13 protein-coding genes are annotated in these 14,013 nt (G+C 68.7%); 10 read left to right on the forward strand and 3 right to left on the reverse strand.

What is annotated here, in order from left to right; translation table 11 throughout:
- The first annotated feature begins 219 nt into the window (after positions 1-219).
- The 8 genes from LNV28_RS06360 to LNV28_RS06395 all read left to right on the forward strand — a co-directional run bounded on the left by LNV28_RS06360 (position 220) and on the right by LNV28_RS06395 (position 8,540).
- Positions 220-555, forward strand: a complete 336-nt coding sequence (locus LNV28_RS06360) for a PspC domain-containing protein (protein ID WP_263515894.1) — start codon at positions 220-222, stop codon at positions 553-555.
- A 104-nt stretch (positions 556-659) separates the two neighbouring features.
- Positions 660-1,268, forward strand: a complete 609-nt coding sequence (gene gstA, locus LNV28_RS06365) for a glutathione transferase GstA (protein WP_263515893.1) — start codon at positions 660-662, stop codon at positions 1,266-1,268.
- A gap of 58 nt (positions 1,269-1,326) precedes the next feature.
- Positions 1,327-1,941 (forward strand): NUDIX hydrolase, encoded by a 615-nt coding sequence (locus LNV28_RS06370; protein WP_263515892.1) that lies wholly within the window; start codon positions 1,327-1,329, stop codon positions 1,939-1,941.
- 82 nt (positions 1,942-2,023) lie between these two features.
- The gene (locus tag LNV28_RS06375) at positions 2,024-3,982 is read left to right on the forward strand and encodes a TonB-dependent siderophore receptor (RefSeq protein WP_263515891.1); all 1,959 of its coding nucleotides are present in this window, start codon (positions 2,024-2,026) and stop codon (positions 3,980-3,982) included.
- Positions 3,983-4,144: 162 nt separating this feature from the next.
- Positions 4,145-4,990, forward strand: coding sequence for a DUF6502 family protein (locus LNV28_RS06380; protein WP_263568751.1), 846 nt, complete (start codon positions 4,145-4,147; stop codon positions 4,988-4,990).
- Entirely contained in the window at positions 4,987-5,547 is a 561-nt protein-coding gene (locus LNV28_RS06385; RefSeq protein WP_263515889.1) for a hypothetical protein, read from the forward strand. Before LNV28_RS06380 ends, LNV28_RS06385 begins: the two co-directional genes overlap by 4 nt.
- Positions 5,548-5,760: 213 nt before the next feature.
- A complete protein-coding gene (locus LNV28_RS06390) occupies positions 5,761-8,004 on the forward strand; it encodes a serine/threonine-protein kinase (protein WP_263515888.1) in 2,244 nt (747 codons plus the stop codon).
- On the forward strand, positions 8,001-8,540 hold the full coding sequence (locus LNV28_RS06395) for a hypothetical protein (RefSeq protein ID WP_263515887.1): 540 nt from the start codon (positions 8,001-8,003) through the stop codon (positions 8,538-8,540). Before LNV28_RS06390 ends, LNV28_RS06395 begins: the two co-directional genes overlap by 4 nt.
- Positions 8,541-8,582: 42 nt before the next feature.
- Here LNV28_RS06395 and LNV28_RS06400 read toward each other — a convergent pair whose 3' ends face one another.
- The gene (locus LNV28_RS06400) at positions 8,583-8,966 is read right to left on the reverse strand and encodes a hypothetical protein (protein WP_263515886.1); all 384 of its coding nucleotides are present in this window, start codon (positions 8,964-8,966) and stop codon (positions 8,583-8,585) included.
- Positions 8,966-10,588, reverse strand: a complete 1,623-nt coding sequence (locus LNV28_RS06405; protein WP_263515885.1) for a thioredoxin family protein — start codon at positions 10,586-10,588, stop codon at positions 8,966-8,968. Before LNV28_RS06405 ends, LNV28_RS06400 begins: the two co-directional genes overlap by 1 nt.
- Before the next feature lie 219 nt (positions 10,589-10,807).
- On the opposite strand from LNV28_RS06405, the gene LNV28_RS06410 reads away from it, so the two are divergent.
- Together LNV28_RS06410 and LNV28_RS06415 are read left to right on the forward strand one after the other, a co-directional pair.
- Entirely contained in the window at positions 10,808-12,496 is a 1,689-nt protein-coding gene (locus tag LNV28_RS06410) for an ExeA family protein (protein WP_263515884.1), read from the forward strand.
- A 51-nt stretch (positions 12,497-12,547) separates the two neighbouring features.
- On the forward strand, positions 12,548-13,249 hold the full coding sequence (locus LNV28_RS06415) for a general secretion pathway protein GspB (protein WP_263515883.1): 702 nt from the start codon (positions 12,548-12,550) through the stop codon (positions 13,247-13,249).
- On the opposite strand, the gene LNV28_RS06420 is transcribed toward LNV28_RS06415, so the two are convergent.
- Positions 13,246-13,992: a hypothetical protein gene (locus LNV28_RS06420; RefSeq protein ID WP_263515882.1), complete on the reverse strand. Its 747-nt coding sequence runs from the start codon at positions 13,990-13,992 to the stop codon at positions 13,246-13,248. The genes LNV28_RS06415 and LNV28_RS06420 overlap by 4 nt on opposite strands.
- Positions 13,993-14,013: the final 21 nt, after the last annotated feature.

A 14,013-nucleotide genomic window follows, 5' to 3' on the forward strand; every position in this document is an offset into this window, starting at 1 on the left:
GGGTGCTTGTATGGGGGCGGATTATGGGCAGCGCCTGCAGCGCTTTGACCCCTGCCTGCGGCGAATGGCGGAACGCGGCGACAAGCTGCGGGGAATGCGGGGCGGCCGTTCAGGCACCCGCGCCTGCAGTTTGTCGCAGCGCACGGACTCAGCCCGCCAACCGCGTTAGATTGAGGGCTGGGGCAACAACAGCCCCGCCACTCAGAAGGAGGAACCCAGATGTCCGTCGCCGAAGAACTCCACAAACTGGCCGAGCTGCACCAGCGCGGTGTGCTCAGTGACGCTGAATTCGCCCAGGCCAAGGCCCGGCTGCTGAGCGGCGAGGCAGCGCCAGGCGCCTTCGCCAGCGCGGGCTTTGCGCCGGCCGCCAACGGCCTGAACGAACTGCGCCGCAGCCGTGAGGACCGCTGGCTGGGTGGCGTCTGCGGTGGCCTGGCCCGGATCACCGGCCTGGATTCCTGGGTCTGGCGCCTGCTCTTCACCCTGCTGGTGCTGTGCGTGGGCACGGGCTTGTTCGTCTACCTGCTGCTCTGGATTTTCGTGCCACAGGACTGAGACCGGCCCAGTTCAGGGCCCTCCTGCAAGACTCGGCAAAGCGGCGTATGGTTCGGGCTTTGCCGGCATGTCGACCGGCGAGTTCTTGCAAGGAACCCTGAACCATGAAGCTCTATTACAGCCCCGGCGCCTGCTCCCTCTCCCCCCACATCGCCCTGCGCGAGGCGGGCCTGAGTTTTGACTTGATGCTGGCCAGCACCAAGACCAAGAAGCTGCAGGACGGCAGCGATTTCTACGCCATCAACTCTAAGGGCTCGGTGCCCGTGCTGGAGCTGGACAACGGCGAGCGCCTGACCGAAGGCCCGGCCATCGTCCAGTACATCGCCGACCTGGCGCCCGCGTCGAACCTGGCCCCGGCCGCCGGCAGCATGGCGCGCTACCGCCTGCAGGAATGGCTGAACTACATCACCTCCGAGCTGCACAAGGGCTTCTCGCCCTTGTTCAACCCGGCCACCCCGGAAGACTACAAGCCGCTCGCCCGCGCTGCGCTGATGGCGCGCTTCACCTGGGTCAACGCCCAGCTGGAAGGCAAGCAATACCTGATGGGTGATCAGTTCACGGTGGCTGATGCCTACCTGTTCGTGGTCAGCAACTGGGGCCAGTACGTCGGTGTGGACGTCAGCGGCTTCGAATACCTGGTGGCTTTCCGTGCCCGCGTGGCGGCCCGCCCGGCCGTGCAGGAAGCGATGAAGGCCGAAGGCTTGCTGAAGTGACCTGAGCCGAAGGGCGCAGCGCGGAGGAGGGGAGCCGCCGGGGCCGGACAATGGCCCCATGTCGACCTCCTGCTCCCGCGTTCACGCCCAGGCCTGCCAGATCCTGCAGGCCTATCTGAGCCAGCGCTTTCCGGAAGAAAGCGCGCGGCTGCAAGCCTTGCAGGCCCAGCTGCAAGACCCCGAAGGCGATGCCTTCAACCGCGCCCAGATGCGCGGCCACATCACCACCAGCGCCATCGTGCTGGACCCCGCCACCCGCCAGCTGCTGCTGATCCATCACAAGACGCTGCAGCGCTGGCTTCAGCCGGGCGGGCATTTCGAAACCAACGAGGCGGCCGACCCGCTGCTGACTTCGGCTCTGCGCGAGGCACGCGAGGAAACCGGCGTCGAGGCCCTGCAGCCGCACCCCGAGTACTTCGACGCCGCCAGCGGCCTGGCCCTTCCTTTGGACATCGACAGCCATGCCATCCCCGCCAACCCGCGAAAGCAGGAAGGCGCCCACTGGCACCACGACTACGCCTACCTGCTGCTGGCCGACAGCCGCGCGCCGCTGAGCCCGCAGCTGGCCGAGGTGCATGCCGCCGCCTGGCAGCCGGTGCGCGCCTGGGCCGAGGCGACCGATCTGCGTTTTCAAATGGTGGCGCGCAAGCTGGCGGCGCTGGGCCTGGCCTGAGCTGCCGTGCCGCTATGGCTTTCGCCTGCGGCGGACCTGCCACCTACACTGCGCAGCTTTGCCTGCTACTCCGCTGCGCCCCATGCCCGATCGCTCTTTTGCCGCTCCCGCCCTGCCTCTGACCCCGCTGGCCGCCGGCCTGTTGACGATGATGGCGGCTTTGTCTCTGGTCCCCTTGGCCGCGCGGGCCAATGACGCCGCGGTGCAAGCCGCCAGCGATGCCTTCGGCACCAGCATCGGTCGCGAGACCATCGGGCTCTACACCAGCGGCAGCGTGCGCGGTTTCTCGCCCACAGCGGCCGGCAATGTCCGCATCGATGGCCTCTACTTCGACCAGGTCTGGGGTTTGAGCGCTCGCCTGCGCCAGTCCAGCAATGTGCGCGTCGGCCTTTCGGCCCAGGGCTTTGTGTTCCCGGCGCCCACCGGCATCGTCGACCTCAGCCTGCGCCGGCCCGACGTCGAGCCCAGCGCGCAGCTGGTGCTGGGCCTGGACCAGTGGCGGGGCCGCTATATCGATCTGGACTTCAGCCACCCGCTGAGTACCGACGGCCGATGGGCCGTGACCGGCGGCTTCTCCAAAGCCCATGTCGAATATGGCAACGGCACCGACGGCGAGTTCACCACCGGCAGCCTGGCGGTCTGGTGGCGCCCCGATGTGCACACCGAGGCCATGGTCTTCGCCTCGGCCATCGACACGCCCTACGACCGTATGGGCCCGCAGGTCTCCAGCGCCACCCCCAGCCTGCCGCCGCTGGGCGAGGCGCGGGTCTTCAAGGGCCCGGACTGGGCGGCTTACAGCGGCGTCGGCCGCAACTACGGCGCCACCTTGCGCCATGCCTTCGACCCGGCCTGGCAATTGCGCGCGGGCCTCTTCCACTCCGAAAACGACGACCGCGCCAGCTTCAGCAATCTGCTGCTGGGCATGGACGCCCAGGGCCAGGCCCAGCGCCTGGTGATTGCCGACCCAGCCAGCCGCGTGGCTTCCAACAGCGGCGAGCTGCGCCTGAGCTGGGCCTTTGCCCCGGCGCCGTGGGCGCAGCGCCTGCATCTGCAGCTGGCCGGCCGCGCCCGCGACCGCCGCACCGGTGGTTCGCAAAGCCTGGACTACGGCACGATGAGCCAGCTCCAGCCCTTCCAGCCGCCGCAGCCCGTGTTTGCCTTCGGCGCGCAAAGCCTGGACGAGGTCAAGCAGCGTTGGCTGGGCCTGTCCTACGAGCTGCGCTGGAATCAGCAGCTGGAGTTCAATGCCGGCCTGCAGCACAGCGACTACCGCAAGCGTGTCGACCGCCCCGGCCTGCCGCTGACCGAGACCGAAGCCACGCCCTGGCTCTACAACCTCAGCGCCGCCTGGCATTTCAGCCCCGAGCTGGCGGCCTACGCCGGCCTGACCCGCGGCCTGGAGGAAAGCGGCGTGGCGCCCGGCAACGCCAGCAACCGCAACCAGGCCCTGCCGGCCATCCTGACCACGCAGATGGATGCCGGCCTGCGTTGGCAGATGAGCCCGCGGCTGAAGCTGGTGGCGGGCGTGTTCGATGTGCGCAAGCCCTATTACAACCTCGACGCCCAGCAGCTCTACACCGAGCTCGGCGATGTGCGCCACCGCGGCATCGAGCTTTCGCTGAACGGCCGGCCGGCGCCCGAGTGGCAGCTGGTGGCCGGCGCGGTGCTGATGCAGCCGCGCGTGCGCGGCGAGGGCGTGGCCCTGGGCCGGGTCGGCCCGCGCCCGGTTGGCCAGGCCGAGCGCATCCTCAAGCTCAACGCGGTCTATCGCCCAGCCGAGCTGGGCGGTTTGAGCCTGGACGCTGGTTTCTCGCACACCGGCCGCATGCCGGCCACGCGCGACAACCGGGTCGAGCTGCCCGCCCTCAGCGAGCTGGACCTGGGCCTGCGCTGGCCCCTGCAGCTGGGCGGTCAGCCAAGCACCTTGCGCCTCTTGCTCAGCAACGCCCTGAACCACCGCAGCCTGGAGCTGCGCGGCAGCGGCAGCTATGCCGAACGGCAAGGGCGATTGCTGGCCGTGAATCTCAGCAGCCGCTGGTAATTCGCTGTCGGGGTCCCGGGGTGTGGAACAATGTCCCACACCATCTTCGCGGCCCCAGGGCTGCATGGACCTTCCAAGCTTGCCCATCGCCATGCTGATTGCCTTGCATCAGGCCCATCGTCTGATTTCCACCCGCAGCATCGCCCGGCGGAGCCCTGCCCGATGACTTTGTTGATGATGAAGAAGTCCGTCGCGACGCTGACCCTGGAAGCCAGCCTCAAGGTGATGCGGCCGCTGATCCGCATGTTGGTCAAGCGCGGCGTGGCCTATCCGGCGTTTGCGCAGGCGCTCAAGGCCGAGTTCCTGGCGGCCGCGCAGCGCGAGCTGCAAGAGCGCCAGATGCCGCAGACCGACAGCGCCCTGAGCCTGCTCTCCGGCGTGCACCGCCGCGATGTGCGCCACCTGACCCGCCCGGCCGAGCCCAAGGTGGACGAGGCCGAGCTGGCCCGCCCGCTGAGCTTGGCCGCCGAGGTGGTAGGTGTCTGGCTCAATCTGCCGCCTTTTGTCGATGCCCAGGGCCAGCCGCGCGTGTTGCCGCGCAGCGGCAGCGAGGACAGCTTTGACGCCCTGGTCGCGCGCGTCAGCAGCGATGTCCGCCCGCGTGCGTTGTTGGATGAACTCTTGCGCCTGGGCGGCGTTGAGGAAAGCGCCGAGGGCCTGCGCCTCAACGAAGCGGGCTTCACGCCCCACCAGGGCATGGAAGAGATGGCCTGGATGTATGCCAACAATATGAGCGACGCCCTGGCCGCCGCCAGCGCCAACCTGCAGGGCGAGGCCAAGTTCCTGGAGCAGGCGGTGTTCGTGGATGAGATCACCGCAGCCTCTGCTCAGCAGCTGCATGAGGTTGCGCGCCAAGCCTGGCCCCAGGCCTTGAAGCAAGTGCTGCGCGAGGCCCAGATCCGTTTTGATGAAGACGCCAAGACCGCGCCCAGCGGCGACAGAAACCAGCGGGCGCGTTTCGGTGTGTATTTCTATTCTGAATCGATGAACGAGGGGGAGAAGCCGTGAAACCCAAGCATGTGTTGGCGCTCACGATCGCGGCGCTGTTGAGTGCCTGCGGTCCGGGTGTCGGGGGGACCGGCCGCCCCGCCGAGTCGCGCGAGTTTGTAAGCCAGGCCGGGGCTCAGCCGGTGCCAGTCTGTAGCGCAAGCTGGGCCGGCATGCTCAATTGCCAGCCGCCGGTGCTCAACACCAGTGCCGTGGCCGTCGATCACCCGGGCACCACCAAGATCCAATACGCCAGCGACAGCAGTGGCAAGCCCGAATGGGTGCTCAGCTTCGAAGGCAACAAGCTGAGCCTGGAAGGCGGCTGCCCGCGCGTGAGTTACACGGCAGAGTGGGGCCAGGTGGGCAGCGCCGCGCCGCTGTATTTCGGTGGCTACCTCAACGCCAAGCTGATCCAACCGGTGCTGGCCACCGGCACGGTCAAGGTCTTGCCGCCGTCCAATCTGGACAGCGTGCCGGGCCTGCAACTGGAGCTGCGCGGCGAGGACGGCCAGCTGCTGACCTTGCTGCAGCTGCAGAAGCTGAGCGGCAATACCAGCAACCCGCGCAACTGCCCCTGAGCGCCTGGCGCCCCTCGGTTTCCAAACTGGGGGCGTCCGGTGCAAACCCTGAGGGCTTGGCGGCCTGCCGCCGCTGAGAATGACGCGGACACCCCGCAACTGTCGCGTTAGTTCGGGGCGACCTGTTTCAATCTGAAACATCACTCGAAGCTTGGGGACGCGCAGCGCATGGTGGACGGGGCTGACAATTTGGCGGATGCAGCCACGGCGCCTATGACGCCCCATGCGCTGCGGCCGGTGGTTCGCGTGCCCAGCAGCGGGCGCGTGGACTTTGCCCGTTACGAATTGGGCGAGCTGCTCGGCGAGGGCGGCTACGGCTCCGTCTTTGCGGCCTGGGACAGCCGCCTGCAACGCAGCGTGGCCCTCAAACGCCTGAACCTTCAGGTCGGCGCGGGTGGTGATGCCGAAGCCTGGGTGCAGGAAGCGCGCTTGGCCGCTCGTGTCAGCCACCGCGCCTTTGTCACCGTCTACGACGTCTTCGTCGACCAGGGCGCTGGCCATATCGTCATGGAGCGGGTCCAGGGCCGCAGCCTGAGCCGGGTGCTGGCCGCCGGCCCGCTGCCGGTCGAGCAGGCTGTGCAATGGGCGCTGCAGGCCAGCGAGGCCCTGGCCGAGGCCCACCAGTTGAACATCGCCCACGGCGACATCAAGCCCGGCAATCTGATGGTGGATGAAGGCGGCCAGCTTCGCATCCTCGACTTCGGCGTCGCCCGCCTGATCGACCGCATGGCCACCCTGGGGCCGGGCAGCATTGCCAACAACCCTACAGGCCAGCCCCAGGTGTCCGGCACCCTGGCTTATATGGCGCCCGAGCAAATGCTGGGCCGGCCGGCCAGCGTGGCCAGCGACATCTATGCCCTGGGCCTGGTGCTGGGCGAGATGCTCAGCGGCCAGCGCGCCTTCATGGAGCCTGACCCCCTGGCCCTGGCCCACCACAAGCTGCATGGCAGCGAGCTGATCCTGGCCCTGCCCGAGCTGCCGGCCGGCTTGGCGCCACTGGCCGCCCTGGTGCAGCGCATGGTCAGCCGCCAGCCCGCGCTGCGGCCGGCCAGCATGCTCGAAGTCAGCCAGGCGCTGAAGGCGCTTGTGGCCCAGAGTCAGGGCAGGGCCTTGCTGCCGGTGCAGCGCGCTGCGGCCAAGCGCTGGCTGAGCTTGCCGGGTTCCTTGCAGCCAGCGCGAGCCACCCGCCTGCGCATGCTGCTGGCCACCGGCCTCTTGCTGAGCTTGCTCGGCCTGGCGGCTTGGCGCTGGCAGGGCGAAGCGCTGAGCCAGCCGCCCTGGCCGGTGCGTCTGGCGCAGGCCGAGCAGCTGTACCGCAACCTGGAGGAAGAGGGCGTGGCGCTCGACCGCATCGCCGCCCAGCTCGAATCGGTGGCGAGCGATCAGCCGAAGAACGCCCGCACCCAGGCCCTGCTGGCCCTGGTCTACGCCAGCAAGTACAGCCAGGAGTCCCGTGATGAAGCCTGGCTGCAGCGGGCCGATGCCAGCGCCCAGCAAGCGCTGGCTTTTGAAGACCAGCTGGCGCTGTCGCACATCGCGCAAGCCCAAGTCTTGCGCCTGCAAGGCAAGCCCGAGGCTTCGGCGCAGGCTTTCGAGCAGGCCTTGCAGCTGGACGGGCAGTCCGACCTGGCCTTGCACGGCTACGCCATGCTGGAGCTGGCGCGCGGGCGGGCGGGGCCTGCGCGGGCCTTGCTCGAACGCGGGCTGTCTTTCCATCCCGACCAGGCCCTGCTCTTGAACGGCATGGGTCAGCTGCTCTATGAACAGAATGCCTTGGCCGAGGCCGAGGCCGTGTTCCGGCGTGTGATCGCGGCCGTGCCCCATGCCGTGTCCGGCTATGCCAATCTGAGTGCCGTCTTGGTCCGCTCCAACCGTCTGGAAGAGGCTCAGACGGTCTTGCAGCAAGGCTTGGGTCTACGGCCCAGCAGCCAGCTTTACACCAATCTGGGCAATGTGCTCTTTGGCCGCGCGCGCTATGCGGAAGCGGCCGTGGCCTTTGAGCGGGCCCTGTCGGCCGAGAAGGGCCGGCCCAACGACTACCGCATGTGGGCCAATCTGGCCGACACCTTGCGTGTGCTGCCGGGGCGCGGCGAGGACGCCAAACGCGCCTACCGCCATGCCTTGGAGCAGCTGCTGCCCTTGCTGGAACGCCATGCCCAGGACAGCGTGCCATTCAGCCGGGCTGCTTTGTATGCCGCCCGCATCAATGACCCGGGGCGCGCGCGCCTCTGGTCGCAGAAAGCCCTGGCTCTGGCGCCGCAAGCGCCGGATGTCTTGTTCCGCACGGCCGTCGCGGCCGAACTCAGCGGCGACCGTGAGCAGGCCTTGATCCGCCTGCTGCAAGCGCGAACCCAGGGTTACCCGGCGCATTTCATCGAGCAGGAGGCCGATCTGGCCGCGCTGCGACGTGATTCGCGCTACCACCAGTGGAGCCCCAAGGAGAAGCAATCATCATGAGCCCGATCGAGAACGTCCCCGCAGCCCAAGCCGCAGCACGCCTGAAGCTGAACTTCCATGTCGAACAGCAAGGGCGCGAGCTGTGGTTTGACTTGAGCAACGAGAGCAGCCTGCAAAGCCTGTTCTGCAATTCCGGCGCGCGTGCGGGCGCCTATGTCATGCAGTCCGCCCAGAACTTGAATGTGCAGGTCCTGGCCAATAGCAATGGCAGTACCGCCGAATACCAGGTCGAGCTGATCTCGGCCGTGGTGCAGGCCGCGCTGCTGCGCGGCACGCCGCCTGCCGCTTTTCCCTTCACCACATCCACGGTGAAAGACGGCGAGAACAGCGTCACGCCTATCGTCTTCGCCGGCACGCAGTTCCTTACCTCCAATGAAGACGGAGCGATCCAGTTTCTGAGCAGCCAGCCGCTGATCACCTCGGTGTCAAACACCGAGTGCGCGTACGAGGTCAGTGTGGTGCTGACGGTCAAGATCGGCGCACGCCAGGCCACCTTCACGCTCGACCCGGAAGTCATCGTCGAGCAACCGCGCTGATCGCTAGGCCCCGCGGTCGGGGCCGCCCAGCCGACCTGCCGCTCAGGCAGTCGCCACGCGCAGGCTCAAGGCCGTCATGCCCAGCAGCACCGGCAGCCAGATCTTGCGTTCGCGCGGGCTGGGCGTGGCGGCATTGGCGACGCAGCCGAGCGCGCAATAGCCCACCACGCCCCAGGCCCAGCCGGGGCCGAGCTCAGGAGCCAGGCCCGGCAGCAGGCCGGCGCGCGCCAGCATGATGGCGATGAAGCCCAGCAGCAGCAGCAGGGAGAAGGCCGGGATCAGCCGCACCCGTGCTGGCAGGCGGCCGCGCCAGCGCCCGCCCAGCGTGAACTCGCCCCAGGGTGCGCCCAGGATCAGCGCCACCTGAAAGGCGCAGACGCCGGCGCACACCAGGGCAAACAGCCCGGCGGCCTGCTCTGCGCTCATCAGGCCTTTTTGCCCGGCGCCTTCACCAAGGCTTCGCAGGTCTCGCGCTGCTTGTCGGCCGTGTCCACCTTGGCGCAGATGCCGTCCAGCTGGGTCTTCAGGCGGCCCAGCACGGCGTCATGCTGGCCCTTGTCGTTCCATTTGGCCAGCGAGCTGCCCACCTTCTGTAGCGAGCGGGCGCTGCGCTCGTAGAAGCTGCCCTTGTCCTGCGCGGCTTCGCTGAAGAGCTGGGCGGCGGTTTTTTCGATGCGGGCCGCGTCCTGCGGCGCCAGCTCGGTCAGGGCGGCGAAATAGCCCGAACCCCACTGCAGGCGCGTGGCCGGGCCTTCGCTCTTGTTGAAGGCCTCCTCAAACCACTTCAGGGCCTCGTCCTTGCGGCCTTGCTTCTTGGCGTTGCCGCCCAGCGAGCTCATCAGGTAGTAGGGCGAGTGGCTCTTGCTCAGGCTGGCCTTGAGCAGATCGTCGCTGTCCTTCCACTGGCCGGCCTGGCCCAACAGATAGGCGGCCGAGGTGATCACGGCCTGGCGCTCGTAGCCATCGGTGATCTCGCGGTCGGCACGGGCGGCGTGGTCTTTCACTTCCTTGAGCAGGGCCGGGCTCAGCTTGGGGTGCAGTTCGGTCGGCGCCACATCGAGGCGGGCCAGTTGCACGCGCGCCAGCAGGGACTGCAGGCGGTCGCCGCGCGACAGGCTGGCGTCGCCCTCCAGGCGCTTGAGCACCGTGTCGAACTGGGCCAGCAAGGCCGTGCGCTCCGGGCCGGCGGCCGGCGCCAGGGTCTTGACGATGTCGGGCGCGCCGTTGGTGATCACGTCCATCAAGGCGCGGCTTTGCTCGGGGCTCTCCAGCACCTTGCTCACGCGCTCGCGCAGGGCGGCGTCCACCTTCAGCGCCTTGCCGCTGTCGTTGGCCGAGACGGCCTTGAGCCACAGGCGCGTGCCGGCCTCGCCGTCCACGCCTTGGGCGGCACCGGCCAGCTGGGCCAGCAAGCCCGGCAGCTCGGCCGGCGGCACCAGCTGTTGTTCGTCGGTTTCCCAGGAGTAGAAGCTCAGCAGGCGCCATTCGTTGGCGTTCAGCTTCTTGCCGGCCTTCGCATCGGCCAGCACGCTCTTGACCGGGCGGCCACCGGCCAGGCCCAGCTGCAGCACCTTGATCACCTGGGGCGCATCGATCTCGCCCGGCAGGCGGGTCAGCTCCTGGCCCTCGGGGTTGAACAGAATCATGGTCGGGTAGCCGCGCACCTTGAAGCGCGTGCCCAGCTTCTGCGCGCCAGGCAGGTCGCCGTCGATGTGCACCGGCACGATGGCGCGCGTCTGCTCGATGAAATCCACGCGGTTGAACAGGGTGGCCTTCAGCTGGTTGCAAGGCGGGCACCATTTGGCGCCCCAGTACAGCAGCACCGGCTTCTTCTCGGCGCGCGCCTGGGCAAAGGCGCGTTCGATGTCGGCATCACCGGCCGCCGGCTGCCAGGCCACGCTGGCCGTGGCGCTGGCGGCTGCCTGGGCCGTGGGCAGCCAGGTGCTCGCGCCACCGGCGCTCATCAGGGCCAGGCTCAGCGCCGCGGCGCGGGCCAGGGTGGTCGGGCGCAGCAGGGCGGCGTGGTGGGCGGAAAAAGGCTGGTTCATGGTCTCGCTCGGTGCGCCGCCTCGGCCCGGCGGGGTCCAAGGCAGCGGAAATGAAGATGGGGGATTGTGGGGCGATTGGCCAAGTCTTGCCTATGCGGGGCGCTCCTGAGCTTAGGCGCTTTGTGGTGGATGCCATGCGCCTATCGCACCGAAAGCCGCCAAGCCGGGTTTGCTGGCGACCCGCAGCGCCAGCCGGGCCAGCGGTTATCCTGCCGCCCCATGTACGCGTCCTATTTCGGCCTGAAGCAAGCACCGTTTTCGATCGCGCCGGATCCCCATTACCTGTTCATGAGCGAGCGCCACCGCGAGGCCCTGGCCCATCTGCTCTATGGCTTGGACGGCGGCGGCGGCTTCGTGCTGCTCACCGGCGAAATCGGCGCCGGCAAGACCACGGTCTGCCGCTGCTTTCTGGAGCAGATCCCCAAGAACTGCAACGTCGCCTACATCTTCAACCCCAAGCTCACCGTCAGCGAGCTGCTGCAGGCCATTTGCGACGAGTTCCATGTGCCGGTGCCCGCGGGCGCGCAGACGGTCAAGGACTACCTCGACCCGCTCAATGCCTTCTTGCTGGCCCAGCATGCGGCCGGCCGCAACAACGTTTTGATCATCGACGAGGCGCAGAACCTCTCGGCCGATGTGCTGGAGCAGCTGCGCCTGCTGACCAATCTCGAAACCGCCACGCGCAAGCTGCTGCAGGTGGTGCTGATCGGCCAACCCGAGCTGCGCGGCATGCTGGCTCGGCCGGAGCTGGAGCAGCTGGCCCAGCGTGTGATTGCGCGCTTCCATCTGGGCGCCCTGTCCGAGGCCGAAACGGCCCAATACATCCAGCACCGCATGAAGGTGGCCGGCCTCACGGGCCCGCTGCCCCTGGACCGCGCCGCCCTGCGCTGGGTCCACCGCCTGACCCGCGGTGTGCCGCGTCGCATCAACCTGCTCTGCGATCGCGCGCTGCTGGGCGCTTACGCGGGCAGCCAGGCCACGGTCACGCCGGCCATCGTGCGTCAGGCCGCGGCCGAGGTGTTCGATGCGCCACCGGCGGCCCCGGGGCGCGGGCTGCGCCGGGTGGGTAGTGGCCTGGCCCTGCTGACGGCGGTGGCGGTGGTCGGCGCAGGGCTGAGCTGGGCGCTGCAGATGCAGTCGCAGGCGGGCCGCGGAAAGCCCGGCGCCGTCGCCGCTGCGGTGGCCGCGGCGACCCCTGCTGCCTCCAGCGCCGCAACGGCAGCGAGTTCAGCGGCTGTGCCCGCCGTGCCGCCAGCCTCAGCCGCCAGCAGCGTGCAGCCGCCCGCGATACCCGCTGCCGAGCCGCTGCAGCTGGCCGACTGGACCGCTTCGGACGCCGCCGCTTGGGCCGCACTGGCCCAGCGCTGGGGCCTGCAGCTGGCGCCGAACGAGGTAAAGCCTTGCGACGCGGCCTTGCTGCAGGGCCTGCAGTGCTACCGCAGCGTGAGCGGCAGCCTGTCCCTGATCCGCTTGATGGACCGGCCGGTGCTCATGACCTTGCAACGCCGCGGCCAGCCGCCGGCCTTGGCCGCGCTGGTGGGGCTGGACGGGCAGGATGTGACGCTGTGGGTGGAGGGCCGGCCGCGTCGGCTGGCGCTGGCGGAGTTGGCCACCGTCTGGCGCGGTGAGTTCAGCACCCTCTGGCGTGCACCGCCGGGCTATGTCGAACGCGCCGTCAATGCCGGGCCGCTGCGCGAGTGGCTGGCTGGCCATCTGGACCCTTTGGCCGGTAGCGCCGTGCCGGCCAGCTCCGCTGCGTCGCCCAGCTGGGCCGAGCTGAGCCCACGCATCCAGGCTTTCCAGGCCAGCCAAGGCCTGCAGCCGGACGGCCGCATCGGCCCGATCACGCTGATGCAGCTCAACCGGGCCGCCGGCGTGAGTGAACCGCGCCTGGACCCGGCGCGCTGAACGAAGCTGGCGACAGACCGACCTACAAACAGACCGATCAACCGAGCCGCCATGTCCTACATCCTCGACGCCCTGCGCCGTGCCGAAGCCGACCGCGAACGTGAGCGCGGCCACGTGCCTGGCCTGCACGCCCAGCCATCCGCGGGCGGTGCTGCAGCGGCTGGTGCTGCTGTCAGCCCACACCGCTGGTGGCCCTGGGCCGGTGGCGGCGTCTTGTTGCTGTTGGCTGGCGTGGGCGTGGGCGCGGGCAGCTGGTGGGCCAGCAGCCCGGCGGAGCTGCCCCTTGCGCCACCGTTGCGACAAGCCGAGTCCGCGGCGCCGCAGGGCCGTGCCGAAGCGATGCCAAGGCCGCTGCCTCAAGTGCCGCATCAAGCTGCGATCTCTGCCGCACCCGCAGCGTTGGCGTCGTCGCCCGCTCCAGCGGCAGTGTCTACAGTGCCGCTCATCGCGCCGCCGCCTATCGTTCCGGCCAAGCCGCCTGCCGCTGCTGCTGCTCCCGCGGTCACGGCCGCAGTGGAGGCGGCGCCCATCCCGCGCCTGGCCGAGCTGCCCGAGAGCATCCGCCGCGAACTGCCCAAGCTGGCGATCAGCGGTTCCGTCTACTCCGAAGACCCGGCCAGCCGTTTCGTGATCGCCAACGGCGAGGTCCTGCGCGAAGGCGCCAAGCTCGGCCCTGATCATGTGCTTGAACAGATTGGCGTGCGTGAGCTGGTGCTGCGCTTCAAAGGGCAGCGCTACCGGCAGGCGCTTTAGCAGCCACGCGAATGGAACCAGACCTGCGGCCGCCCGCTGGCATCACGCAAAGGCAACCAAAGCTCGAACACCTCCTGCGGTGACGGACTGCGTTCGCAGTCATTGCCCCAGCTCGCTTCCAAGTGCAGCCAGGTGTGACCACCGACGGTTTTGTGGCCCAGCAAGCGGGCCGACAGAGGCTGCTGGCCGTGGTTGCGAGCGCTGGCTTGCAGGCCCGAAGGCATGGCACCTGAGCCGCCTGGCTGGCTGCGGGCCTGATCGATGGCGCCCTCCAGCAGGTAGAGCGGCTTGTCGGCCAAGAGCGCTTCGATCGAGATGAAGCCCGCTTCGCATTCCTCGTGGATCCAGGCCGTGCCCGAGTGCAGAAGCAGCTGGCACCACGGGCCTGATTTGGCGAGGGCGATGGCGGCAGGCAGCTCGTATTCGATCTCGATCGTCGCCAATGTTGCGGCCACCTTGCCGTCACGCATTCGCAGACCCAGGTCCCGGCTGCTGCACCCCCCGTCCTGTTCAAGCTGCGCCGGGCGGGTCACCTCTATCGTGCCGATGGGCGCCCTTGCCCGAGGCGCGGAATACAGGGGGACGGCCTTGGACTGAGAACGCTCGCAGGGGCCCTCGCCGAAGATGCCGGGCAAACGCACCACGCCCACCATGCCCGCCGGCGGCCGGCGTTCAGGCTCCTGGGCGTGCGCGAGGGCAACAAATTCGAACAGGGCCAAAGCGATCAGTGCGATGCTTTTCATGCGGGGTGTCAGGGAATTGGT

Origin of the sequence: Paucibacter sp. DJ2R-2, from assembly GCF_025717675.1 — a bacterium.
Lineage (GTDB): Bacteria > Pseudomonadota > Gammaproteobacteria > Burkholderiales > Burkholderiaceae_C > Paucibacter_A.